The 26,374-nt window shown below is 43.2% G+C and carries 22 protein-coding genes and 3 pseudogenes; 11 read left to right on the top strand and 14 right to left on the bottom strand.

The window, feature by feature from the left end:
- The first annotated feature begins 37 nt into the window (after positions 1-37).
- Positions 38-1,933 carry an ATP-binding cassette domain-containing protein gene (locus QUE24_RS04490; protein ID WP_286305448.1) on the top strand — a complete coding sequence of 632 codons (1,896 nt, stop codon included), beginning with the start codon at positions 38-40 and terminating at the stop codon, positions 1,931-1,933.
- A gap of 2 nt (positions 1,934-1,935) precedes the next feature.
- A pseudogene (gene uup / locus QUE24_RS04485) lies at positions 1,936-3,830 on the top strand (ATP-binding cassette ATPase Uup).
- A 6-nt stretch (positions 3,831-3,836) separates the two neighbouring features.
- Here uup and amt read toward each other — a convergent pair.
- The 12 genes and pseudogenes from amt to QUE24_RS04430 form a co-directional block, all read right to left on the bottom strand.
- Entirely contained in the window at positions 3,837-6,887 is a 3,051-nt protein-coding gene (gene amt, locus QUE24_RS04480; RefSeq protein ID WP_286305447.1) for an ammonium transporter, read from the bottom strand.
- A 192-nt stretch (positions 6,888-7,079) separates the two neighbouring features.
- The gene (locus QUE24_RS04475; protein WP_286305446.1) at positions 7,080-7,844 is read right to left on the bottom strand and encodes an Aq_1264-related membrane protein; all 765 of its coding nucleotides are present in this window, start codon (positions 7,842-7,844) and stop codon (positions 7,080-7,082) included.
- A 78-nt stretch (positions 7,845-7,922) separates the two neighbouring features.
- Positions 7,923-8,690 (bottom strand): DUF4197 domain-containing protein, encoded by a 768-nt coding sequence (locus QUE24_RS04470; RefSeq protein ID WP_286305445.1) that lies wholly within the window; start codon positions 8,688-8,690, stop codon positions 7,923-7,925.
- A gap of 125 nt (positions 8,691-8,815) precedes the next feature.
- Positions 8,816-9,025, bottom strand: coding sequence for a cold-shock protein (locus QUE24_RS04465; RefSeq protein WP_286305444.1), 210 nt, complete (start codon positions 9,023-9,025; stop codon positions 8,816-8,818).
- 292 nt (positions 9,026-9,317) lie between these two features.
- Positions 9,318-9,586: pseudogene (locus tag QUE24_RS04460) on the bottom strand (oxidative damage protection protein).
- Between the two features lie 8 nt (positions 9,587-9,594).
- A complete protein-coding gene (locus QUE24_RS15775; RefSeq protein ID WP_350226602.1) occupies positions 9,595-9,897 on the bottom strand; it encodes an NUDIX domain-containing protein in 303 nt (100 codons plus the stop codon).
- Entirely contained in the window at positions 9,822-10,634 is an 813-nt protein-coding gene (gene mutY, locus QUE24_RS04455) for an A/G-specific adenine glycosylase (RefSeq protein ID WP_350226610.1), read from the bottom strand. Before mutY ends, QUE24_RS15775 begins: the two co-directional genes overlap by 76 nt.
- 67 nt (positions 10,635-10,701) lie before the next feature.
- Entirely contained in the window at positions 10,702-13,170 is a 2,469-nt protein-coding gene (locus tag QUE24_RS04450; protein ID WP_286305443.1) for an AsmA family protein, read from the bottom strand.
- 65 nt (positions 13,171-13,235) lie between these two features.
- Positions 13,236-14,729 carry a cyclic-di-GMP receptor FimW-related protein gene (locus tag QUE24_RS04445; RefSeq protein WP_286305442.1) on the bottom strand — a complete coding sequence of 498 codons (1,494 nt, stop codon included), beginning with the start codon at positions 14,727-14,729 and terminating at the stop codon, positions 13,236-13,238.
- Complete coding sequence (locus tag QUE24_RS04440) at positions 14,710-15,171, bottom strand: hypothetical protein (protein ID WP_286305441.1); 462 nt, start codon at positions 15,169-15,171, stop codon at positions 14,710-14,712. The genes QUE24_RS04445 and QUE24_RS04440 overlap by 20 nt, the downstream gene beginning before the upstream one ends.
- Positions 15,172-15,173: 2 nt before the next feature.
- Positions 15,174-16,454, bottom strand: a complete 1,281-nt coding sequence (locus QUE24_RS04435; protein ID WP_286305440.1) for an HlyC/CorC family transporter — start codon at positions 16,452-16,454, stop codon at positions 15,174-15,176.
- A gap of 6 nt (positions 16,455-16,460) precedes the next feature.
- Entirely contained in the window at positions 16,461-17,258 is a 798-nt protein-coding gene (locus tag QUE24_RS04430) for a cytochrome C assembly family protein (protein ID WP_286305439.1), read from the bottom strand.
- A 157-nt stretch (positions 17,259-17,415) separates the two neighbouring features.
- Between QUE24_RS04430 and ffh the strand changes: the two genes are divergently transcribed.
- The 8 genes from ffh to QUE24_RS04390 all read left to right on the top strand — a co-directional run bounded on the left by ffh (position 17,416) and on the right by QUE24_RS04390 (position 23,056).
- Positions 17,416-18,783 (top strand): signal recognition particle protein, encoded by a 1,368-nt coding sequence (gene ffh / locus QUE24_RS04425; protein WP_286305438.1) that lies wholly within the window; start codon positions 17,416-17,418, stop codon positions 18,781-18,783.
- A gap of 83 nt (positions 18,784-18,866) precedes the next feature.
- Entirely contained in the window at positions 18,867-19,115 is a 249-nt protein-coding gene (gene rpsP, locus QUE24_RS04420; protein WP_286305437.1) for a 30S ribosomal protein S16, read from the top strand.
- A 19-nt stretch (positions 19,116-19,134) separates the two neighbouring features.
- The gene (rimM, locus tag QUE24_RS04415; RefSeq protein ID WP_286305436.1) at positions 19,135-19,653 is read left to right on the top strand and encodes a ribosome maturation factor RimM; all 519 of its coding nucleotides are present in this window, start codon (positions 19,135-19,137) and stop codon (positions 19,651-19,653) included.
- A gap of 13 nt (positions 19,654-19,666) precedes the next feature.
- Positions 19,667-20,410, top strand: a complete 744-nt coding sequence (trmD, locus tag QUE24_RS04410; RefSeq protein WP_286305435.1) for a tRNA (guanosine(37)-N1)-methyltransferase TrmD — start codon at positions 19,667-19,669, stop codon at positions 20,408-20,410.
- 13 nt (positions 20,411-20,423) lie between these two features.
- On the top strand, positions 20,424-20,768 hold the full coding sequence (gene rplS, locus QUE24_RS04405; RefSeq protein WP_286305434.1) for a 50S ribosomal protein L19: 345 nt from the start codon (positions 20,424-20,426) through the stop codon (positions 20,766-20,768).
- Between the two features lie 108 nt (positions 20,769-20,876).
- Positions 20,877-21,776, top strand: coding sequence for a site-specific tyrosine recombinase XerD (xerD, locus tag QUE24_RS04400; RefSeq protein ID WP_286305433.1), 900 nt, complete (start codon positions 20,877-20,879; stop codon positions 21,774-21,776).
- 73 nt (positions 21,777-21,849) lie between these two features.
- Positions 21,850-22,335, top strand: a complete 486-nt coding sequence (locus QUE24_RS04395; RefSeq protein WP_286305432.1) for a YajQ family cyclic di-GMP-binding protein — start codon at positions 21,850-21,852, stop codon at positions 22,333-22,335.
- 7 nt (positions 22,336-22,342) lie between these two features.
- On the top strand, positions 22,343-23,056 hold the full coding sequence (locus tag QUE24_RS04390) for a DsbC family protein (RefSeq protein ID WP_286305431.1): 714 nt from the start codon (positions 22,343-22,345) through the stop codon (positions 23,054-23,056).
- Here the strand turns inward: QUE24_RS04390 and QUE24_RS04385 are convergent.
- Positions 23,042-23,797 (bottom strand): UDP-2,3-diacylglucosamine diphosphatase, encoded by a 756-nt coding sequence (locus QUE24_RS04385; RefSeq protein WP_286305430.1) that lies wholly within the window; start codon positions 23,795-23,797, stop codon positions 23,042-23,044. The two genes, QUE24_RS04390 and QUE24_RS04385, sit on opposite strands and share 15 nt — an antisense overlap.
- Before the next feature lie 44 nt (positions 23,798-23,841).
- Positions 23,842-24,423 carry a peptidylprolyl isomerase gene (locus QUE24_RS04380; RefSeq protein ID WP_286305429.1) on the bottom strand — a complete coding sequence of 194 codons (582 nt, stop codon included), beginning with the start codon at positions 24,421-24,423 and terminating at the stop codon, positions 23,842-23,844.
- A 277-nt stretch (positions 24,424-24,700) separates the two neighbouring features.
- Here QUE24_RS04380 and QUE24_RS04375 point away from each other — a divergent pair.
- A pseudogene (locus QUE24_RS04375) lies at positions 24,701-26,373 on the top strand (glutamine--tRNA ligase/YqeY domain fusion protein).
- The last annotated feature ends 1 nt before the right edge of the window (position 26,374 follow it).

Raw genomic sequence — 26,374 nt, 5'->3', positions numbered from 1 at the left:
CTGCTAGACAGGCCCGGGCCTTGATACAATTCGTGCCATGATAAAGTTCAATCAAGTCTCTCTTCGTCGCGGCACGCAATTACTGTTTGAATCAGCCAATCTTATTGTTCACCCCGGACAGCGGGTTGGTCTGACCGGTGCAAATGGTACCGGTAAATCCAGTTTGTTTGCGATGTTACGTCAACAACTTCATGCCGATACCGGTGAGGTGTCGATTCCTGATGTCTGGACCATCGCTCATGTGGCCCAGGAAACACCGGCCGTGGACACTTCTGCACTGGATTATGTACTGGAAGGTGATGCCGAGTTAACTGAATTGAACCAACAACTGGCTGGAGCAGAAGCCAATCATGATGGTCACCTAGTCAGCGTGTTACACGATAAATTGGCCGCGATTGATGCCTACACAGCAAATAGCCGTGCAGGCAAACTGTTACATGGCTTGGGTTTTACGGCTGAGCAAGAGAGCTGGCCTGTGACCGCTTTCTCAGGTGGCTGGCGAATGCGACTCAATCTGGCACAAGCATTAATGTGCCGTTCTGATTTATTACTCCTGGACGAGCCAACTAACCATCTGGATTTAGAGGCTGTTTATTGGCTGGAAGAATGGTTGCGAGCATACCCTGGCACGTTAATCGTGATTTCGCATGACCGTGATTTTTTGGATCGGGTCGTCACACATATCGCGCACATTGAACAACAGCGTGTAAAACTATACACCGGTAGCTACTCAGACTTTGAACTGGCTCGAGCTGAGCATCTGGCCAATCAACAAGCGGCCCATCAAAAGCAACAGCGTGAAATTGCCCATATGCGCAGTTTTGTGACGCGGTTTAAGGCGAAAGCGACAAAAGCTCGACAAGCCCAGAGCCGTATTAAAGCGCTGGAGCGAATGGAATTAATCGCACCAGCCCATGTGGATTCACCGTTTCATTTTGATTTTTTCCCGCCAAGTCGTCTGGCCACACCTTTGTTGGATTTAGATAAAGCGTCGGTGGGGTATGATGAAAATAAGCCTCTGATCAGCAATATCAAAATGCGGTTGGCACCGGGAGATCGAATCGGGCTGTTAGGGCCGAATGGGGCGGGTAAGTCGACATTAATTAAGCTCATTGCCGGCGTGTTAGAGCCTCTGAGCGGTAAACGTAAAGAAGGCAAAGAGATTCGCATTGGTTATTTTGCTCAGCATCAGCTGGAACAGCTAAGACCAGATGACAGTCCCTTAAAGCACATCCAACGTTTGAATAAACTGGCTTCAGAACAAGAGTGCCGAAATTTTCTCGGTGGTTTTGGTTTCCACGGTGACAAAGCATTAGAGCCGGTTGCGCCATTTTCTGGTGGTGAAAAAGCCAGATTGGTGCTCGCTATTCTGGTCTATCAGAAACCGGCCGTATTGTTACTGGATGAACCAACCAATCACCTTGATCTGGAAATGCGTTTAGCTTTGACTGTAGCCTTGCAGGATTTTGAAGGCGCACTCGTCGTTGTCTCGCATGACAGACATTTACTACGTACGGTCACCGATGATTTATGGCTGGTGTCGAATGGGCTGGCGACCGTATTTGATGGCGATTTGGATGATTATCGTCAGTGGTTATTAAATAAAGATAAACCGGAAAAAACAGCCGAGTCGTCTACTGCGATTAATAATAAAAAACAGGACAGACAACTCGCCGCTCAGCAACGGCAGAAGCTGCAACCGCTTCGTAACACGGTGAAAAAAGCCGAGCAGAAGATGGAGAAGCTCAATGAAGCGTTATCCACACTAGAAATGCAACTTGCCGACACAGCACTTTATACCGATGCTAACAAGGATAAGTTAAAAGACTTATTACAACAGCAGGCGGATCTTAAAACACAGCTGGAAGAAACTGAAATGCAATGGTTTGATGCCAGCGAACAATTAGAAGCAGCACAAGCTGCTGAGGAATAACTGTGGCATTACTGTCATTAAAACAAATCACCGTCAGTTTTGGCGGTCCAAATTTATTAAATAATGTCGATTTTCAACTCGATCGTGGTGAGCGAGTGTGTTTAGTTGGTCGCAACGGTGCCGGCAAATCGACACTGATGAAATTGATTGCCGGTGAAGTCACGGCTGATTCAGGTGAAATGATCGGTATTCAAGACCTCGTCATTTCGCGTCTGGAACAAGAAGTCCCCAGTGGTACACACGGCAAAGTATTTGATGTGGTGGCGGCTGGCTTGGGTCAAGTGGCGCCGCTGCTGGTGGAATATCACGATATTATTCATCAATTACAAACAGATAGCTCACAAGCTCTGTTGGATAAACTCGAAAAAGCACAGCATAAAATTGAAGCGGCTGATGGCTGGTCATTAGAGCAACGCGTCGAAACAGTTATCTCAAAATTATCTTTAGACCCTGATGCAGAATTTGATAGTTTATCTGGTGGTAAAAAACGTCGGGTGTTACTGGCACAGGCATTGGTCAAACAGCCAGATATTCTTTTGCTCGATGAGCCGACTAACCATTTGGATATCGAATCGATCACCTGGCTTGAGGGCTTTTTGAAAAGTTATGGTGGCACAGTCTTGTTTATCACCCATGATCGGACATTCCTGCAGGCATTAGCCACACGTATTGTTCAACTGGATCGTGGCAATCTGGTCAGCTTCCCTGGTGACTATGAAAACTACCTGAAAAAGCGTGAAGAGTTGCTGGCGGCAGAGGTTGAACAAAATGCGCAGTTTGATAAAAAACTGGCTCAGGAAGAAGTCTGGATTCGCCAGGGCATCAAGGCTCGTCGCACGCGTAATGAAGGCCGCGTCAGAGCTTTGGAAGCTTTGCGTAAAGAGCGTAGTCAACGACGTGAGCGTCAGGGAACAGCAAATATTCAACTGCAGGAAGCTGACAGAAGCGGCAAGCTGGTATTAGAGGCTGAACATATTGGCCAAAGTTATGATGGCAAAATGTTGTTTGACGATTTTTCTATTGTCATTCAGCGTGGTGATCGTATCGGTATCATCGGTCCGAATGGCTGCGGTAAAAGTACACTGTTATCCATCTTGTTGAAACGAATCGAACCTGAACACGGTTCAGTGAAACTCGGTACCAACCTGGAAATTGCTTTTTTGATCAATTACGCAGCCAACTCGATGAAGAAGAATCGGTGGTTGAAAACGTGGGACAGGGTAGTGATCACGTAGAAATTAACGGTAGCCGTAAACATATTATTGGTTATCTGCAGGACTTTCTGTTTACGCCTGACCGAGCGAGAACACCGGTCAAAGCCTTATCTGGCGGCGAACGAAATCGGCTGTTACTAGCGAAACTGTTTACCCAACCTGCTAACTTACTGGTGATGGACGAACCGACTAATGATCTCGATGCTGAGACATTGGAATTGCTGGAAGATTTGTTGCTGAACTACTCTGGTACCTTACTGTTGGTCAGCCATGATCGTTCTTTTATTAATAATGTGGTCACCAGCAGTATTGTGTTTGATACCGACGGCGAACTACGTGAATATGTCGGTGGTTATGATGACTGGTTAAGACAACGCACGGAAACACAAAACAACAAACCAAAAGTTGAAACTAAACCTGCAGTTGAAAAGCCAGCGAGTAAACCCGCAAAGAAATCCACACTGACTTACCAAGAAAAACTGGATCTTGAAGCGTTGCCAGCCATTATTGAAAAGCTGGAAATGGAGCAAGAAACTCTAACAGCAAAGATGTCGGAGCCAGATTTCTATCAGCAAGAGGCAGACAAAGTCAGCCAGGTTCAACAAGCACTGTCTGAATTAGAAGCAAAAATGTCAGAAGCTTTCGAGCGCTGGGAGCTGTTGGAGGAAAAGGCCAACAGCTAAGCAGGTTTAAGTCACAGAAAGGTTTTGCTCTAATAACGTCATGACGTGTTTTGCTGCTATAGGCCGGCTGAAATAATATCCCTGATAAACATCGCAGTGGTGTTGTTTCAGGAACTGTAATTGTTCCTGATTTTCAACGCCTTCTGCGATGACTTCCAGGCCAAGACTTTTGGCTAATGTAATAATCGCTTTGCAAATCGCGGCATCTTCAATATTGATACTGCACTCTCTAATGAAGGCCTGATCAATTTTCAGCACATCCACAGGAAATTTTTTCAGGTAACTGAGAGAGGAATAGCCGGTGCCAAAATCGTCGATTGATAAGCGGATATGCGTTTTTTTCAACGCTGACAAAGCCGCAATACTTTCTTCTGTGTTGCCGGTTAAAACGCCTTCCGTAATCTCAAATTCCAGCATGTCGCCGCGGATGCCATACTGCGTCATCAGTTTTTCAACATAAGCGCTTAATGTATTGGAGTGCAGGTGATGACCTGAGATATTGATGGCGATGGGTAATAGGGTCGCACCGGCATCACGCCATGCTGACAACTGCTTGATGACATTTTCAATGACCCATTCCCCCACATCTATGATCATATTGGATTCATCAATAACCGGAATAAAGTCACCAGGCATGATTAAGCCATGATCCGGGTGTTTCCAGCGTAATAAGGCTTCAAAACCGACTACTTCACTGGTTTCACAAGACACTTTTGGTTGATATTCCAAAAATAACTGATTTTTCTTGATAGCATCAGGTAATGCATGTTCAAGTTGAAAATGTTGCAGGGATTTTTCGCTCATTTCTTCAAGGAAAACGCGATAGGTGTTGCGTCCTGCCTGCTTGGCTTTGTACATAGCAATGTCAGCGTGCTGTAACAGCTGTTCAGCTTGAACCTGACCGTTTACGGATATAGCAATACCAATGCTGGTAGGCACGACCAGATTTTGTTGAGCCAAGGTCACTGGAGCCCGCATCACACTCAAAATATCCATGGCTTTGCTTTCGGCATTCTCGAGCGTGATATCACCAGACAGGACAATGACAAACTCATCACCACCCCAACGTCCAACCAGATCAAGTTCTCGTGTCACTTTACCGAGACGATGAGCGACTTCGCATAACAGTTCATCACCGGCTTTATGACCCAGATTGTCATTAATTTTTTTGAACTGATCTAAATCCAGAAACATCAACACGACCGAACCGGGCGTTTGTTGATGATATTGCAGTAGCTGCTTTAAATGGCTCATAAAATAAGTACGGTTATAGAGCCCGGTGAGCGGATCGTTATAAGCCAGTTGTTTAAGGCGATTCTGTAGCTTTATTTGCTGGGTAATATCACGGATATGCAAGGTATATTCGACACGCGGCTGTGTTGTGTCTGTAGTTTGTGTGATGACTACTTCAGCAGGAAACTCTTCGCCATCACTTCGTGTTAACTCAGCAATATTGTGTCGTTTCAGCACCAATCCATCACCACTGACAAAGCCTTGTGATAAATTATTCATCGCTGCAGTACGAGACTGTTCAGTAATAAATAAAGCAAAAAAGTTTTGTCCCATCACTGAGCGCTTCGACATACCAAAACACTGCTCAGCAGCTGGATTAAACTCAATAATTTCTCCGCGTTCGTTGACAGTCACAATACAATCCATGGCTGCCTGCAAAATGGCACCTTTTCGAAACTCACTCTCTTTATAAGCAGAGAATGCTTGATCGCGTTGTTTTATCTCTTGATTAACCTTATCTATAACGCGATTGTATTGTTGAGCAATTTGACCCACTTCAGTGAAAGGCTCAACAGGGACAGTAGATGAAAAATCAGACTTTTGTTGCTGGTGATGCATGGCAGCAAGAAGGTCAAAAACTTCGGTACTGACACGGTGCTCCGCCACATTGAGCCCGATTAATTCTGCATTCGCATCAACACGCAGTGGATAAAAGTGATTGATTATTTTGAACACTACATAGGCAATGACAAAACTGTAAAGACCGATGCTGGCAATCCCTAAAAGTTGCACTTCTAACTGATCTAATCGACTCAGCCCTGTGCCAATTTTGGCAGGATCGCCAAGTAATGCGAGTGCAACCGTACCCCAGATACCTGCAAATAAATGCACAGGAATAACACTGATAGCATCATCGATCTTTTTCCACTCGAGCAGCTTGTCACCATAAAAGACGATAATCCCACCAATGATGCCAATTAAAAACGCCTGGTCACTGCTCACTGCATGACAGTTTGCCGTGATTGAGACTAAACCGCCTAATACACCGTTAATAATCATTAATACATCAACATAGCCGTCGGAGATGTATTTCAGAAGGGTGGTTGAGATACCACCCCAAAGTGCGGCAACTAAGGTATTGAGTAATATGCTGGGCACATTATCTGACCAGGCCAGTGTGCTGCCACCATTAAAGCCAAACCAGCCAAACCAGATAAGCATCGCACCTAACACGGCCATGGGCAGATTGCTGCCAGGGATACGTCGGTTATCGACATCGTAGCGTCCAATACGCGGCCCAATGATCAAAATAGCCGCTAAGGCTACCCAGCCACCGACAGAGTGCACAACTGTCGAGCCGGCAAAATCAACAAACCCCAGCATTTCAAGCCAGCCTGTGGGAGTGCCTGTGAAAATACCTGCCCAGGCCCAATGACCGATAATAGGGTAGATACATAAGGTGATAGTCACTGTAATAATCACATAACCAATATAACTGGTACGTTCGGCTACGGCACCAGAAACCAGGGTGGCGGCCGTGCCGCAGAACATCATCTGAAAAATAAAGAAAGTGGTGGCATTAGCTGTGGGGGTATCCCCAAACATAAAATGGCTTAAACCAAAAAAGCCAGAAACACTATCCCCAAACATAATGCCAAAGCCAATTAACCAAAAGATGGCGCTGGATATAGTAAAGTCAGTAATATTTTTTGCGGCGACGTTAATGCTGTTTTTACTGCGGACCAAGCCACTTTCCAAACAGAGAAATCCGGCCTGCATAGTAAACACAAGGCAAGCTGAGCAAAGTAACCATAATGTATCCACGACTGGGGGTACCCTTTCTAGATCTGATTTATTCTGTTTTTACGATATTTCAGAAAATAAATCTATACGTTATATAACGAAATGGAAGACTTTCCCGATAGACCGACCATTATTCTGAAGAGAAACAAATAAAAAAGCCATTTACCCGAAAGGGGTAAATGGCTTGAGTTTTAAGTAGTGTTTTGTGATGACTTATTCGTCTAATAATGCATCACGGTCGTCACTGTGGCGTTTTGGCATAATCCACATTTCATACATCGATACACACCACATAAAGGCAAATGACATCGCCATGGCGCCACCGGCTATGATGACCATCCATGCAAAGTTTGGATTAAGTTTTGTCAGCCACCATGAGCTAATGTCAACAATTAGGAAGACATAAGGTGTCACTATTGCGGTAACTTTCAGTGCTTTAGGTACGCCTGAAGCCAAGCTGAAGATTAAACCTACAAACATAAAGATAAAGGCAATACCAAATAAGTGAATATGTGAGACACGAGCGAGTGACTGGAATGAGGCGCCGGTGTCTACAACCGCACGTTCTTTGATATTTTTAAAATCAGTGTAGTCAGGGATAGGCATACCTGAGTCAGCGTTGTGACATGGGATACAATTGGCTTCAAAGATTTGTTTAATACCAGTGCCTTCATAAGCGGCTTCCGTGGCGCCCTGATGCACCCATGTAACTATGGCAGCACGATCTTCATCACTCGCCATCGGCTTCATTGAGCCACTTAGTTTGTTTTCCAATAAAGAGTTATTTCGGTTGCCATAATAGCTGATAACAATATCATCAACAGATAGACCGTATTTACCATCCGCCAAGCCATGCGTGAGTTGAATCTGAACGATAGCCATCAGATAGCCAACAGCGACCACCATCAGGTATCCACTAAACAAAGCTTTTAATGAAGTGCCTTGACTGGCGAGGTTCAGCTTGTGCGATTGAGCCATGAATTTTTCCTTTATTTTCTATGTAAGCGCTATGTTATTACATTCAATCGTTCAATAGTAGCTATTGAGAAAGATTCATTATTGAAATACAGTTTTAAGCAATTCTGTTGTGCGAGCCGTTGGGTTTTCCCGGATCTTTTTCTCTTCAGCTGCCAACATGGTAAACAAGCCATCAAGAGCCTGTTCAGTCACATAATCAGGTAAATCCATATTAATCTCTTTTCCTACCACAGGTACGTCTGCAACTTTATCGGTGAGCTGATTGTAGTACTTAGTCGAGCCCACTTGGTCCAGACTTTCCTCTATGGTTGGTTTGAATAATGTTCGTAGTTCTTCCCCTGTGTGCTGTTTGAAATATTGTGTTGCAGCGTTGTCACCACCATTCAATATTTTTTTCGCGTCATCAATGCTCATGGCTTTTATAGCATTGACTAGAATAGTCGTTGCTTGTGGTGCCGCTTTTTCAGCCGCTCTATTCATACTGGTCTCAAATTCATTTGCCAGACCTTCCATTCCAAACTGGCGCATTACCATACCCACTTTTTCAATTTGAGGAGGGAGTGGGATACGGATATCGGCATTTTTTAGATAACCGTTCGGTTGGCTGACACTCGCAACGGCACGCTCACTGCCTACCTTCAATGCTTCTTTAAGACCAGAAATAATAGTAGATATATCCAGATTGTTAGACTGTTTGGATGATGTAGCGTCTGAGATAGAGGAATTGAGTAATGTTTTACTATTTTCTTGAATATCTTTAACTAAACCGCCCCAGTCTGCCATGGCATGAGAAGTAGTGAAGCTGAAAGCAATGCCTAAAATGATGCTGGTTGGTGTTAATTTCATGTGAGTCCTTTGCTGCAATAGTCGTTCTATCAATTATTTCTATGGCTTTATTTAAAGCATTTTGAAATGAAAAAGGCCGTGCAGTGATGGCTGAACGGCCTTTCTATTTTTGGTTTACTTCTTACTCAACCGGGGATGACGTTTTCTGCTTGCGGACCTTTTTGCCCCTGAGTTACCTCCATGGTAACTGTTTGACCTTCTTTCAATGTTCTAAAGCCTTCTGACTTAATCGCTGAGTGATGGACAAATACGTCTGGACCATCAACTTGCTCTATAAAACCGAATCCTTTTGCATCATTGAACCACTTAACTTTACCTGTAACTTGCTCTGCCATATCAACCTCAATTTAATAACACTATCGGCACAACTCCTTGTTGACCGATTGACACTTCTAAGAAGCTTAATGGCATTGTAACCATATAAAATAAAAAAAAGACACTTTATTTATGATAAAAAGCAATATTTTTTTTGTTACATATCCTGGGTTAAGTCTGAATGTAAAGATGATTTATGTTTTATTAAATTGTTTTATATATATTTATTGGTAATGTAATAGATTTTGGTGATAAATAAAAAAAGGGCCGTTAAATCTAACAGCCCTCATTTTTTTGATTGGTTTGCGGATTTTATCCTTTTGGAACAAAGTCTGCTGGAGGTGCCGAACCCTCACCAAAAAAGAATTTTTCCATTTCAGTTTTCAGAAATGCTTGCGACTTGGGATCGGCAAGTGACAGCCTATATTCGTTAATCAGCATGGTTTGTTGGCTTAACCACATTTGCCATGCTTCTTTTGAAACAGATTCATAAAGCGTTTTTCCCATTTCACCAGGGTAAGGGGGAAGTCTAAACCTTCGGCTTCTTTGTTAAGTTTTACACAGTGTATTGTGCGTGCCATATTTGCCTCTATTGTAAAGTGTGTAAAAAAGAACGCACTGGTGCCGGAAGACCCAGTTGCATAATGTCGTTTATTTTATACCAGTTGCCGATGCTGTTGTCGGTCACAGCATTAATACGTGATTTTATTAAGAGTGGTCGAATCATTAATCTGAAATGGCTAAACACATGCGTCATTTCAGGTAACTCTTCAATGCTATCGATAGAAAAATGCAAAGTCTGCTCACAATAAGCCATCAGATCCTGCTTATCCGGACGTTCTGGAAAACTCCATAAACCGCCCCAGATACCCGTTGAAGGTCTTTGCTCCATAAATAACTCATCGTTATTCTGACAGACAAGCCAGTAACATGTTCTGGTAGGGATGGCTTTTTTAGGTTTTTTTCTGGATAAGCTGTGGGGTTACCATTGTTATAGGCTAAACAGTGGGATTGTAATGGGCAACGTGGGCAGTCCGGTTTACTTCGTGTGCAAAGTGTTGCCCCTAAATCCATTTGTGCCTGAATATAATTAGCAATACGTTTATCGGGCAGTAGTGATTCCGCTTTTTCCCATAAACTATCTTCTACTTTTTTATTGCCAGGCCAGCCATCTATCGCAAAAAAACGTGTCAGGACGCGTTTCACGTTCCCATCTAGAATAGGATATTTCTGGTGATAGGCGAGTGTCAGAATCGCACCCGCGGTAGAGCGTCCAATACCTGGTAGATTGATCAGTTCTTCTAACGTTTCTGGAAAAGCGCCGGTGTAGTCTGCGCTGACTATTTGAGCTGTTTTGTGCAAATTACGAGCACGGGCGTAGTAACCTAAACCTGACCAATACGCTAAAACATCATCTTGTTTTGCTTCGGCTAATGAGTAGACGTTGGGAAAGCGCTGAATAAATCGTGTGTAGTAATCAATGACAGTGGAAACTTGCGTTTGCTGCAACATGATTTCAGACAACCAGACGTGGTAGGGCGTTGGATTTTGTTGCCAGGGCAGATTCTTACGACCGTAGTGATCGAACCAGTCGAGTAATGCATCAGCGAAATGGAAAGGTTTTGTCATGTTTTTCAAATTAAAAGCCCGCCTGATGGTGTATCAAGGCGGGCAGATACGAAAGAGTATTTATCGTTTAGAAGAAGTTTTTCAATTTATCTTTGACGGCATCTTCTAATTTTTTATCAGAGGACTTTTCTTCTTCAGACTCAGCATCAGTTGCATTCTCCGCCTCTGTTGATTGAGTTTCAGACTTGGCTTTTGAACCTCCTAATTTGCCACCAAGAAGACCGCCTAAATCATCTCCCAGTTTTTCTTTAAGCTTTTCTTCTGCTTTAGATTTGAGTTCTTCTTTTGCTTTATCTTTGACAAGATTAGCGAGGTCCACGGTGGGTTTAGGTTCTGAGAATGTGCCAGTGATTTTGATGGGAATGGTCACACCTTTAAGTTCTTCAAGCTCTTTACCGCCTTGACCTTTACTTGTTCCGACGACAGCGACTTTTAAGCCATAGTCTAGTGTTTCATTTGCCAGGTTTGCTTTGCCGGCGCCATCGATACGCAGCAAAGGGGATTTAACGGCGAGATCCTGATTGTTGATAACACCATTGTTTGCCGTAAACGTGCCAGACATACTGGAAAAGTCAGTTTGAACGGGCGCGTCAGATGCAGGCAGTGATTCACCTTTTAAAGCCGCTTTGGCTTTACGAATAATCTCGGCAATATTGATACCTTGCAATGCACCGTCTGTAAAAGCAAAGCCACCATTACCTGTCAGGGTTTGCTTGATTTGTGAAACGGTGGCTCCAGAGCCTGTTAACTTGGCATTCGCATTGGCGGTCCCACTGATTTTGGCATCCCCGGTCATGTCTTTGAGTAAGGGTCCAGCCTGAACATTTTTTACTTGTTCATTCAGTGACAGTTTTAATGCGTCACTGCGTGCATCAAGAATGATATTACCGTTGTATTGTCCTTGATATAAGTTTGCTTTAAGTGGGGTAAGTTTAACCAGGCCATCGCCGGCATCAATGGAAATATGAATATTTTCACTGTTCAGGCCTGTGGCTTTTAATTTGCCAATATCAATGCTGCCTTTCGCATTGATTTGGCGCAATGCATCCAGCGGTAAAGCTTCTTCAGCTGTCGCTGCTTTGTTTGCGTTGTCATTTGTGGTTGGAGTCTTATCTGTCTCTTTTTCTTCTTTTACAGGCGGCATATAGCGATCTGCATCAATTTGATCCAGTTTCAGATTGAAATTGAACGCAGGTTTGCTGAAATTGCTTACAGCAAATTGTCCTGTCAGATTACTTTGATCCAAAGTCAGAGCCAGCTGTTTTAGATTAATTTGATTGGTAGAACCACTCAGTTCTGAACGAAGTTCGACTTTCTCCAGTGTGGATTCATCGCTCATTTCAGGCAATTCAATTTTCATATCAGACGCCAATTTTCTTAAGCTGAAAGGTTGGATATGAATGCTGCCTGCAAAGGTCGGTTTCTCTTTGAGGATATCTTTAGCCTGAATATCCCCTTCAAGGAGTAAATCCTGCAGTTTTAAGACAAGAGCAGACACGGTGAGGGTCTCTTGTTTTAAGTCAGCTTTGATACCACTGGTCAGGTGAAATTCAGCTTGTTCATCAGGTAAGCTTGGATCCTGGATGGTGGCAGTGATGTCTAGATTATCGATATTGGATTGCTGGGTAGCCAGATTGGAAGTGACTTGTCCCGTTAATTTGGCATCCACTTTTTGCTGGTTATTTGTTGCTTTGGCTGCTAGCGCGAGGTCACTTACTTCCACCCATTGTTTTGCTAGATCCGCTTTAATATCACCTTTAAGAGATAAATCAGCCTGATTGAAAGCCAGCTCTTTACCTTCTGCAATGGCTGAGAATGAGAAGCCCTCTAAGGCATATTGCTGTTTCTCCATGTCCACAGCAGCATTGGTTGTCAGTGTGACATGCGCTTTGGCTTCTGGTTTTGTGCTGATGACATCAAAGTCCATATCAACAGCCGTGGGAACGCCTGGTTCGAGAGGGTCAGTTGTCAGATTAAGATTACGTAACTGATAACTTTCTCCTTTAGACGCATCTGACCAGAGAATATTAGCATTGCTGAGTTTGATGCCTGCAACGGTAATGGTTTGTAAGGCAGGACTGGATTGTTCATCAGAATCAGCTGTAGATTCCGCCTCAGTGACTGTTGCTTCTTCTGTGGCATCAGGCTTAACCAGATCATCCCAGTTGGTTTTACCACTTTTATCTGTTTCAAGATTAAGTACAAGACCATCGAGGATGATGGTATCCATTTCTAACTGCTTTTTTAGTAGCGGAATAAGCTTGATACGAATTTCTGCGGCCTGAACTTTAGCAAATGTTTCTGCGTTAAAACCCTCTGCATTGCTTAGTGACAGCGGACCTAGATCGAGGGCAATCCAGGGAAACACGGATAAACCAATATCACCCTGTAGAGTCAAGTTTCGTCCAGTGACTTTTTCAACTTCACGTGAAATTTCATCTTTATAGTCGTTAGGATCGATGAAAAATGGCAGAGCAATAAGGCCTGCTATAACAATAACGATTAAAAAGACGACAATTTTTATAAAGGTACGCATATTGGTATTCCGTTTTTGAGTTTTTATCTCGACAAGTCCATCCATGATATGCGATCGACACGCATTTATGAACCAAGATTGAGGCTGTAGTTGAAAATTTCATAATCCAAACTGCTGTCGATAAGCCCATTAGCAATAATTGAATTAGATAGATTTTGCCCTTCCAGCCGTATTTTTCTTTTGGGTGAGAATAAGCCTTTGTCTGTCAAAATGATGTGTGGGCGAGAATCAAATTCTGTCTCCAGCAACAAACCAGGATATGCTTCCTCATCATTCTCGGGGTGGCATTTTACAGGAACTGGTCGCCCCTCTATTTGTTCAAGCCCAATCTGGACGTCATTATGGATATCAATTTGTAACCATTTGATGACAGCCAGCATAAGAAGACTGTTTTTTTCGAAAATACCCACAAAGTCACCGATATTTAGGTGATAACAGCCTTTATTCGCGCGTTTTGCCATCAACCCTGTCTGACTGTGATTAATTAATTGCCACTCCAACGCATTGACGACATTACCTTGAAGGCTTTGATGAACTGACTCTAGACCTAAACTGATATGTATGGGCTTGGATGACTGTTCTCTGATACGTTCAAAACGTCGCTCATAAGTTGTGTTGAGTTGAGGGATGATATGTTTGACCAGTCTCAATTCCGACGACATGACCGTCTGTGTACGATGACTTTTTGCATCACGTAACGTTGATTCAATGGCTCTTAATACGGCTTGTGTGTCCAGACGCCGACTTGTTGGGGCATGTCTTATTGATATGTCTGTTTTATGAAGTGGTTGTGGGCAGATATCCTGCTTGGCATCAATGCAGAAGTGCCCCAGTAGTAAGAAGCGACTATTCACCTTACTTTGCTGTTCAGACATGCTGTCGATCACAATCTTATCGGTGAATTGCGCCATAAGTCTGTACAAGCGCAGCACATCAAACCTCATCTGACTATAAGGATCGGTCAATGCAGTCAGAACAATCTGGCCATAAATTTCGAAAAAACTACGACTTTGATAGTAAGGTTTAACGGAGAGGTCCTGATGTAAAGTTTGTGCTTGTTCTTGATAGAGAAACATTTCGTGCAGTTGTTTCCAGGCGCCAGTTGGGGCTAGCCGGTAGTACTGAAAGTTATGAAGTAACTGCAAGCTAAGCATCTCAGCCGTTCTGTTCAGTGCCAATAACATAACTGGATTAGCAAGTGGCGTTTTCCCACGTTGGTAATGAACCTGAATGATTTGTTGATAGGCTATGGACAATAAACTGATGAGCTCGTTTATCAGGCTTATCGTACGAAGACTTTCCGTGTTGATATATAAATCACGCTTTACTGCGGCGATATCTCGGGTGAACAACAGTTCGTTGACCTGAGCACGATACATTTCTAATAGCTGCAGTAAGAGGCCTGGTTTAATTTTCTGATGAATAAGCGCTTTCAGGTTGCTTAATAAAGAAGGGACACGCTGATAAAAATCATGGGGTAGTTGGTTGATCCATATCAGTAGTAACGCTGGATCTTTTATTGCTGAAACCGTACTTGTTTCATGCGTAATGACTTGCAAGTTCAATGCAGGAAGGTGGGGCGCGGTTTTTTTGAATACGAATAAAGTCTGTGATTTTGCTGAGCCAGCTTTTTTTATGGGTTTGAATTGGCTGTAAATTAGTCTCATCTAATAACTGCAAATAGTGCTTTGACAATTGTTCTGCTGCCAGGTTTAGTGTTTCAGCAAACTGGGTTTTATGTAGCGGTTTTTTGAAAATGATATCAATGGCATCGTTATGCTCAGACTGGTGGGTCAACAGTGCGGCCAGGGTGGAGGAATGATTTTTCCACGCTTTGAGCCCTGCAGCTGAGTCAAAACTATAAATTTCTAAATCAGCATCATGTTTTTCTGTAATAGTCCACTGACAAGTGAGTAAGGGCGATGCGATACGTAACATCGACTTTAAGGCACGACTTTCACTTTCGCTCAGACCAGATAATTTTATATATCTGAGCGACAAGTTTATTCTTCCTGTTCCAGTTCAGACTGTAAATGTCTGATACGCACTGTTTTAATGGCGTTATCTGATGTCTGAATGACCTCAATAACGTATTCTCCCATTCGAACGCTGACGCCAGGATCAGGGATACTTTCCAGATACTCAAGCACGAGACCGTTGATGGTTTTAGGGCCATCTGTTGGTAAGTCCCAGCTATTATTTCGATTTATTTCGCGAATGTTGGCCGTACCGTTGATAAGATAACTGCCATCATTTTGTGGATGAATATCTTTGTCTTCGTCAATGGTATCAGCGGTGAACTCACCTACGATTTCCCGGAAAATATCTTCCAGTGTTATCAGGCCTAATAGATCGCCATATTCATCCACAACCAGCCCTGTTCTACGGCGATTTCTTTGGAAGTTGATGAGTTGTGTATTTAAAGGCGTGCCTTCTGGAACAAAGTAAGCGCCTTTAATGATACTGCGGAGACTGTCCAGAGTGAGATTATTCTGTGAGATGAGATGTAAGGCTTTGCGTAGGTGAAGAATACCCACAATATTATCCATACTGTCTTCATAAACAGGTAAACGGGTATGACCACAATGAGAGAGTTGTTGCACAATCTCAGGAAAAGGGGCATTGATATCCAAACCTTCGATTTCATTTCTTGGCACCATGACGTCATTCACCGTCACTTTTTCCAGATCAAGGATGCTCATCAGCATGTCTTTGTGACGTGTTGGAATCATGCTACCCGCTTCCATTAGTGCGACCCGCAGCTCTTCAGTATTAATCGCTGAAGTAGCCGCTTGTTCTGGTGACACACCAAACAGTCTGACCATATTATTGGTAATACCATTTGTGAACCAGACAAGTGGGTATAACAAGAATAGTAGAGGTTTCAATACAAAGCTGGCTGGAAAAGCGACTTTTTCAGGGTGTAAGGCTGCCAGTGTTTTTGGTGTGACCTCCGCGAAAAGCAACACAATAAGTGTGAGTGCAAACGTGGCGGCAACGATACCGTTTTCTCCAAGCAGTTTTATGCCAATGACTGTCGCGATAGCTGAAGCGAGGATATTGACGAAATTATTGCCAAGTAGAATGAGGCCGATCAGTCTGTCGGGGCGATTTAATAGCTGACTGGCAATCACCGCGCCACGGTGACCTTCTTGTTCTAAATGTCTCAGACGATAACGGTTGAGTGACATTAACGCTGTTTCTGAGCTTGAGAAAAATGCCGACAGAAACAATAAAAAAAATAGGATAAGGAATAGAACCAATATAGAGGTTTCTTCTAGCATAAACCGTTAGCTCATCAAGTATTCAAGAACGAATTTACTGCCCATATAAGCAAGTAACAAAAAAATAAATCCAGCAAGTGTCCATTTCACTGCTGTTTGTCCGCGCCAGCCATATCGCCATCTTCCCCAAAGCAGACTGGCAAATACACACCAGGCAATGATAGACAGGACGGTCTTGTGCACAAGATGCTGAGCAAAGAGATCATCAACAAACATCAGGCCAGTAATCAAGCCCAGCGTCAATAGTACAAAGCCACTGCTCAAGAGTTGAAAGAGGGCCCGTTCCATCGTTTGTAGGGGCGGTAGTTTTCGGATTAACCCATTCAAGTGACGTTGATGAAGTTGTTTTTCCTGGACCGCTAGGATGATGGCTTGTATGGCAGCGAGCATAAAAAAACTATAAGCGGCAAGCGATAATAGTATATGCCATTCCAATGCGGGTTGAGAGATAGATGGAGGCTCAGGAGAGGGGAGCTCCACCTTTAGCATCAAGCTCAAGGCCACCAGAGGATAGACAATAATGCCTGGATGCGTATTAGGTAAACGAAAACCGATAATCAACGCGATAAATGCCATCAGCCAAGTGGTCAGTGAAAATGTTGTAAACAGACCCAGTTCCCAACCTCCAGCATTTCTCATGGTAAAAAAGATATCTGTGCCATGAAAAAGTAATGCCATGATGATCAAAATCCCAACGGGGATACTGGCATTGACTGACGTTGGATCCTTTTGTACAAAACGTCTGATAAGAATAACGCTACTGCTTAAATAAAGTAGAAATGCTAATGCATTCGCTATTGCCATAATTATGTGTGATCCTTGAACCTAATTTTTTTTACCCTATTACTTCAATAATATAACGATGTAACAATGACCGAAACAATATATCAGTTATAATGGTGTATTGAATTAACTAATCCTAAAATTCTTATTAGGACATCATCAGCTAACAAGGTGATCTATGTTTGATAGCTTAAGCGATAGACTCGGCAGTACACTCAAAAAAATTCGTGGTCAGGGACGTATCACTGAAGAAAATGTCAAAGAAACACTTCGTGAAGTACGTATGGCATTACTTGAGGCTGATGTCGCTCTACCCGTGGTGCGCGAGTTCATTGAAAATGTCAAAGAACGCGCGATGGGGCAAGATGTTCTCCGTAGTTTAACGCCAGGTCAGGCTTTAGTAAAAATCGTTAATGATGAACTCGTCGCTGTCATGGGCGATGGCTCTTCATCACTGAATCTTAATACCCAGCCACCCGCTGTAATCTTAATGGCTGGCCTACAAGGTGCAGGTAAAACAACCAGTGTGGCGAAGTTAGCTAGATGGCTAAAAGAACGTGAGCGTAAATCTGTCATGGTCGCTAGTGCGGACGTTTATCGACCTGCCGCGATTGATCAATTAGAAACACTTGCAAAAGAAGTTGATGCTCGATTTTTCCCCAGCCAGTCTTCACAAAATCCGGTTGATATCGCTCGTGATGCCATAGAGCAAGCAAAGCGAGATTATGTCGATGTGGTCATCATTGATACGGCTGGTCGATTGCATATCGATGATGACATGATGGATGAGATTAAGCAGATTCATACTGCTATTAATCCGATTGAAACGTTATTTACCGTCGATAGTATGACCGGCCAAGATGCCGCGAATACCGCAAAAGCATTTAATGAAGCCTTACCCCTGACAGGTGTCATTCTCACTAAGACAGATGGTGATGCTCGTGGTGGTGCTGCCTTATCAATAAGACATATTACTGGTAAACCCATTAAGTTTATGGGGGTGGGTGAAAAAACAGCGGCACTTGAACCTTTCCATCCTGATCGTGTTGTCTCACGAATCCTCGGAATGGGCGATGTGCTGTCATTGGTCGAAGAAGCTCAGCGTAAAATGGATGTTGGCTCGGCAGAAAAGCTGGCTAATAAACTGAAAAAAGGTAAAGGCTTTGACCTGGAAGATTTTCAGGAACAATTGCGCCAAATGGGCAAGATGGGCGGAATAGGTTCTTTAATGGAAAAAATGCCTGGCATGGGGAATATTCCGGCTGCGGCTAAACAGCAGGTGAATGATAAAGAGTTAGCCAAGCTCGAAGCTATTATCAATTCCATGACGAAGAAAGAACGACAAAAGCCTGAAATTATTAAAGGCTCGCGCAAAAAAAGAATTGCCGCGGGGAGTGGCACACAAATTCAAGATGTGAATCGTCTTCTAAAACAGTTTAGCCAGATGCAAAAAATGATGAAGAAGATGGGTTCTAAAGGCGGGATGGCCAAAATGATGAGAGGTTTAGGTGGTAAATTTCCGATGGGTGGAGGCCTTCCTTTCTAATAAGTGTTAAAAGGACTTTTCAAATATCGGAGAGTTGCGTAGAATACGACGGTTTTCCGATCCAGTTTTCAACGGGCTAAATTATGGTAACAATTAGATTGACACGCAGTGGCGCAAAAAAACGCCCTTTTTACGGTATCGTCGTAACAGACTCACGCAGCAAGCGTGATGGTCGTTACATCGAACGCGTTGGTTTCTTCAACCCGGTTGCTCGTGGTCAAGAAGAAAAGCTTCGCGTTGACTTAGACCGTGTTGCTCATTGGATCAGCCAAGGCGCGCAAACATCAGAACGCGTTGCTAAGCTGATTGAAGAAGCACAAAAAGCAGCATAAATCGCAAGGGCGCTAGGATATGTCAACATCCGAGGAGTTTATCCCGGTAGGTAAAATATCCGGTGCCTTTGGCGTCAAAGGTTGGGTCAAAGTGTATTCTTTTACTGAACCTAGGGCGAATATCCTGCAATATTCACCACTGTTTTTATCAAGACGTGGTGAATGGCTTGAGATAAAAGTATCTGGAGGCCGTTTGCAAGGAAAAGGGGTTGTGATGGGAATTGAGAACGTCACAGACCGCGATCAGGTTCAGCCACTACTTGGTGCTGAGTTGGCGATTAAAAAATCTCAACTGGAACCTGTTGATGAAGATGAGTTTTATTGGAATGACTTAGAAGGTCTGACCGTAATCAATCTTCAGCAAGAAATATTAGGAAAAGTTGACCATCTGCTTGAAACCGGTGCAAATGACGTGTTGGTTGTTAAAGCTGAAGGCAATAAAACTGAGATATTGATTCCCTTTGTTGTGGATGAGATTGTAAAACTGGTCGATTTGGATGAAGAACTAATCCAAGTTGATTGGAGTAAAGACTATTGATGGGAGACGGATAATGCACTTAGGTGTGATATCCCTTTTTCCTGAAATGTTTGATGCGGTTACTCATTACGGTGTAACAGGCAGAGCGGTAACAAATGGTTTATTGAAAGTAGACTACTGGAATCCGCGAGATTTTGCTTATGACCGACATCGAACTGTAGACGACAGGCCATATGGCGGTGGTCCTGGTATGGTAATGAAAGTTGCGCCTCTGCAAGAGGCAATATCATCAGCAAAAGAAAAGCTGGGTGAAGATGCAACGGTTATCTATCTCTCACCGCAGGGCAGAAAACTGGACCAGAAAAGTCTGCAACAACTGGTTGGTAAAGAGAAGTTGATTCTGCTGGCCGGGCGTTATGAAGGCGTTGATGAACGCTTGATAGAAAAAGAAATTGATGAGGAGTGGTCGATAGGTGACTACGTCCTTAGTGGTGGAGAATTGGCAGCCATGGTGATGATCGATGGCATGGCCAGGTTGATACCCGGTGTATTAGGTGATGAGCAGTCTGCAGAGCAAGATTCTTTTGTAGCTGGCTTGCTGGACTACCCACATTACACCAGACCAGAAGTTTTAGATGACCAGTCAGTACCCGAGGTATTGCTGGGAGGCGACCATGGAGCAATTCGTAAATGGCGTCTCAAACAGTCCTTGGGACGAACATGGTTGCGACGACCTGATTTATTAGACAAAGACACGTTGACTAATGAACAGGCTGCGTTATTAAAAGAGTTTATTGCCGAGAGCGGGCAGGATTAGTTGGGAGTTAACAATGAGTAACATTATCGAACAGCTTAACGCTGAACAAGTGAGACAGGATATCCCTGAATTTTCAGCGGGTGATACTGTTGTTGTTAAAGTTAAAATCAAAGAAGGCGACCGTGAACGTGAACAGGCGTTCGAAGGTGTCGTTATTGCTAAACGCAACCGTGGTCTGCACTCAGCATTCACTGTTCGTAAAATTTCTAGTGGTGTCGGTGTTGAGCGTGTTTTCCAAACACACAGCCCTTCAATCGCCAGTGTTGAAGTAAAACGTCGCGGTGATGTCCGTCGTTCTAAACTTTACTATTTACGTGATTTGACTGGTAAAGCAGCACGTATTAAAGAAAAGCTATAACCCGAATTGTCATAACAGACGATTGGAAAGAAAGGGTAGTGTGTATACACTGCCCTTTTTTATTGCTTAGTTGTTACTATTAAATATCGGATATTTAACAGTAGTTTTATGAGCGAGCCACAACCTTCTTATTATCTTGAACCTTTCCTAGACAGCTTATGGTTAGAATCTGGGCTAAGTCAACATACAGTGGACGCTTACCGTAGAGATTTATTAGCCTTCTCTGCCTGGTTGAATCAGTTTGATATTGATTTAGTCTCAGCCACGCAATTAGATATTCAACGCTATCAAAGCCAGCGCTTACGCGAAGGAAGAAAAGTCCGAAGTGAAGCCAGACTTTTATCTTCTCTGAGACGATTCTACCGCTATTTATTGCGTGAAGATATTCGTGATTCCGATCCGACGGCCCAGCTAGACTCACCAAGACTAGGTCGATCTTTACCTGACAGTCTGACGGAAACAGAAGTCGAAGCGTTATTAGCTCAACCAGATATTACTGATGCACTTGGCTTACGAGATAGAACAATGCTGGAACTGCTTTACGCAGCAGGACTTCGGGTTTCTGAACTGGTGTCATTGCAGTTAGAGCAAGTTAATCTTCGGCAAGGTCTGATTCGTTGTATTGGCAAAGGAAACAAGGAACGTTTGGTGCCCATTGGTGAAATTGCATTGGATTGGTTACAGGACTATCTCTACGAAAGTCGGCCTGCGATATTGAATGGTCAGATCACGGATGACTTATTCCCTACTCGCCGAGGCAAGGCAATGACTCGGCAGGCCTTTTGGTACATCATTAAACGTTATGCCAGCCAAGCAAGTATTGATAAGCATTTGTCACCCCATACATTAAGACATGCCTTTGCAACACATTTACTCAATCATGGCGCAGATTTACGGGTCGTGCAGTTATTACTCGGTCATTCTGATTTATCCACAACACAAATTTATACTCACGTAGCCAAAGAGCGATTAAAACAATTACACGGCCAGCACCACCCGCGTGGCTAAGAGTTGATAAGCCTGACGCTATCAAACATTAATGCTAAACTGGCTCGATTTTATAGCGCAATCAGGTGAACAGATGCCTTCTTTTGATATCGTTTCTGAAGTCGATAAACATGAACTTGCCAATGCAGTGGACCAAACAAACCGAGAGTTAAAGAACAGGTTTGATTTCCGTGGAACTGATGCCAAAGTAGAGCAGTCTGACAAAGTGCTCACGATGCATGCAGATAGTGATTTCCAGTTAGATCAACTTCTCGATATTTTACGACTCAAGCTAGTCAAGCGTGGCGTTGATGTCAGCTGTTTGGAAGTCAAAGATTCTGTTGGTAACGGGAAAATGCGTAAACAGGATGTCTTAGTAAGAGAAGGTATCGACAAAGACTTATCCCGAACGATTGTTAAACTCATCAAAGAAAGTAAAGTGAAAGTGCAAGCGGCTGTTCAAGGCGAGAGCGTCAGAGTAACGGGAAAAAAGCGTGATGAACTGCAATCTATTATTGCCATGCTAAAAGGTCACGATAAAATCGATATGCCATTACAGTTTAATAACTTTAGAGAATAATAACTCCATGTTGAAATATGCCATATTAGTACTGTCTTTGTTCGGTGTCAGTGTCGTAAACGCCGATAATGATGAGCTCCGTAAAAAGATAGAAAAGTCATTACCCGATGTAAAAGTTACTAGCCTAAAAGCGGTAGACGATACTGGATTTTATGAAGCCGTTATTAATGGTCAAATTCTCTATTTTTCTAAAGATGGCCGTTATGTGATTCAGGGTGACATGATGTCATTGGATTCAAGAATCAATCTTACTGAACAACGTCGGGTGAGTTTACGTAAAGATGCTTTAGCCAAGCTTGATGAAAAAGATATGATTATATTCGGTCCCCAAAAAGCGAAATACACCATTACTGTGTTTACTGATATTGATTGCGGCTATTGCCGTAAGATGCACGCTGAAATGGAGAAATACAACGATTTGGGCATTCGAGTCCGATATCTGTCTTTCCCGCGAGGTGGGATAGGGTCTAAATCTTATGATGATGCTGTCAATGTATGGTGTGCGGCCGATAGACAGAAAGCTATGACCAAAGCAAAACAGGGTCAGGAAATTCCTACAAAGACATGCGCTAATCCGGTAAAAGCTGAGTTCGAATTAGGTCAGCAACTGGGTGTGCAAGGCACCCCCTCTATTTTTCTCGAGTCTGGCCAGAATTTGCCTGGCTATTTGCCACCTGAAAAGTTGATTCAGGTACTGGACGAAAATTCATCGCAATCGTAAAGTTTGCTGCTGATTATCTAGTCGGTGATCATGTAATGTGAGTTGCTGATCATCGACCAAAAGATAACTGACTTTATTTTCCCAATCACCTAATACAATGCGATAGGCATCTTGATTGTTTCTTAATCTAACTTGATGAATGGCGGGACGATGGGTGTGACCATGAATCAGTAGTCTGACATTACTCTCAAACATCACTTTCTCAACTTCGGCCTGATTCACATCCATTATTTGGCTGGATTTATATTGTTTCTTTTGCTGACTTTGTTGTTTTATTTTGTCGGATATTTTTTGGCGGAAACGTGCAGGGAGCTTTAAAAAACACCATTGCAGAAAACGATTGTTCACCACTTTTCGATAACGTTGATAGCTAACATCATCAATACATAAGCTATCACCATGTAATAACAGGGTTGGTGTCTCTGCCAAATCGAGCTCGAAGCCGTCTTTAATCAATGTGGCATTCACAGCGTCTGCGAATGCTTTACCGAGCATAAAATCACGGTTACCCACCATCAGATAAAGGTTTATTCCGGCTTTGGTCAATGAACGCAGAGTGTCGGTGAAATCAGAAAACTCAGCAGGGACTAAGTCATCTCCTAACCAAGTATTAAAAATATCACCCAGAATATAAATCTCAGAAACAGCATCAGACTGTTGTTGAAGAAACTGACAGGCTAGCGTGGTTAATTCAGGCTTGGCAGGATTTAAGTGAAGGTCAGAGATAAATAGTTTGGTCATAAGAAAGAAACCTGCTTGTGTAACAACAAGCAGGTTTTATCTGATTAATTGATGACGCTGGCTTTAATGATAATAATGTCTTCAGTAGGCACATCCTGATGTGGTCCACGCATAGTCGTATCGACTTCTCTTATTGAGTCGACGACATCCATACCTTCAATGACTTCACCAAATACGGCATAGCCCCAACCGCTGGGTACTTTACCCTGAAAATCAAGAAAGCCATTGTCGACAGTGTTAATAAAAAATTGAGCAGTGGCTGAATGAGGATCATTGGTTCTCGCCATAGAAACAGCGCCTCGCTTGTTACTCAAACCATTGTCAGCTTCATTCTCAATGGCTGATTTGGTGGGTTTTTGTTGGAATTCTTGAGTAAAGCCACCGCCTTGAATCATAAAATTTTTGATAACACGGTGAAAAATCGTACCGTCATAGAAACCCTCGTTAACATAGTTAAGAAAGTTGGCAACAGTGACAGGCGCTTTATCTTCATTGAGTTCGATAACGATGTCACCATGACTGGTTTCAAGTTTGACTTGTGGCATTTTGGATATCCCATCTGCTTGTATTGAAAAAGAAAAAGTGGCAAATAGCCATAGCAATATTTGCGTAAAACGTCTGATCATAACGGAAAGGTCCCGGATCAATTTTAAACACAACATGATAGAGCAATATGGGTTCTGATGGGAATAAACAGGTCGCTATCCTGTAATACTGGATTTGTAATAATTGAACTATGTCTATCACAAATAAGGGATTCAATGTGAATCGACAATGGGGCTATACGAAAGAACAATCGTTCAGGATTTAGCGGTTTTCTATATGAGGATGAAAAACAGCGCTGTTACCCATCCTAACGGAGAGCGTATAATGCGCGTTTTCATAAAAAATTTGTCATTCAATATGTCCGAGTCTGCTGTTAATCATAATTTTATTCGTCCTATCATTCAGGAAGATATTGATACGGGAAGGGTGACTGGCAAAATCGTCACACGTTTTCCACCTGAACCAAACGGTTATCTCCATATTGGTCACGCGAAATCTATCTGTCTGAACTTCGGTTTAGCTGAAGAGTTCGGCGGTGACTGTCACTTACGCTTTGATGATACCAATCCAGCTAAGGAAGAGCAGGAGTACATTGAAGCTATCAAGGATGATGTGCAATGGCTGGGCTTTCAATGGGCAGGGGATGTGCGTTATGCATCTAATTATTTCGAACAGTTTTACGCTTGGGCTATTCACCTCATCAAACAGGGTAAAGCGTATGTCTGCGATCTGACCGCTGAACAAGCCAGCGAATATCGCGGCTGGGCAACCAAGCCAGGTAAAGAGTCACCTTTCCGTAACCGTAGTGTTGAAGAAAACCTGACTTTGTTTGAGAAAATGAAACAGGGTGAGTTTGAGGAAGGATTTTGTGTGCTGCGGGCGAAGATTGATATGGCCTCGCCCAATATGAATATGCGTGATCCGATTTTGTATCGCATTCGCAAAAAAGCACATCACCAAACCGGTGACAAATGGTGTATTTATCCTAGCTATGACTTTGCTCATGGTCAGGGCGATGCGATTGAAGGGGTGACGCACAGTATCTGTACACTGGAGTTTCAGGACCATCGTCCTTTATATGAATGGTTTATTGAAAATCTGCCAGTGCCTTCCAAACCAAAGCAGTATGAGTTTGGACGCTTGAATCTGAACTACACAGTGACCAGTAAGCGTAATTTGAAACAGCTCGTGGATGATCAAATTGTTGCTGGTTGGAATGATCCGAGAATGCCAACCATCTCAGGTATGAGAAGACGGGGCTACACCGCCGCAGCTCTTCGCGCTTTTTGTAATGGGCTTGCTGTAGCCAAAACAGACGGTGTGGTGGATATTGCACAGTTAGAATTTGAAATTCGTAATGACTTGAATGAAAACGCAGCACGGGCCATGTGCGTGCTCAACCCATTAAAAGTCTCGATCACTAATGCCGCTGACAACACTGAATGGCTTGAAGTCGCGAATCATCCGCAGCAAGAGTCTATGGGTCACCGCTCAATACCATTTACCCAAACGATTTATATTGATGCCTCCGATTTTACTGAAGACACCAGTCTGAGCCGAAAAAATTCAAACGCTTAGTGATAGGGGACTATGTGCGTTTGCGTGGTGCCTATGTAATCAAAGCGGATGACGTTATTAAAAATGATAGCGGTGACGTGATAGAAGTGATTGCCTCATTAGTGCCTGATACCGTGGGGCAGAATCCACCACCTGAAATGAAGCCTCGAGGCGTCATTCATTGGGTGTCAGCAACAGAAGGCAAAGAAGTCGAACTACGTTTGTATGATAGATTGTTTTTGGCCGAAGCACCTGGCAAAGAAACGGGTAATTATCTGGATGATGTGAACCCTGAGTCATTGAAGGTGATTAAAGCACTTGCAGAGCCTGCTATAGTGGATTGTAAACCAGAAACGGTTTTTCAGTTTGAGCGAGAAGGCTATTTTGTTAGCGACCGTTATGATCACACCGCTGACTCGCCGGTATTTAATCTCACTATCAGTTTAAAAGAAGATACGTCGAAGAATAACTAAT

Source organism: Methylophaga marina, assembly GCF_030296755.1.
In the GTDB taxonomy this organism is placed as follows: domain Bacteria; phylum Pseudomonadota; class Gammaproteobacteria; order Nitrosococcales; family Methylophagaceae; genus Methylophaga; species Methylophaga marina.
Note: the sequence above shows the minus strand (reverse complement) of the source record. Positions and strands in the feature narration are given on the sequence as shown.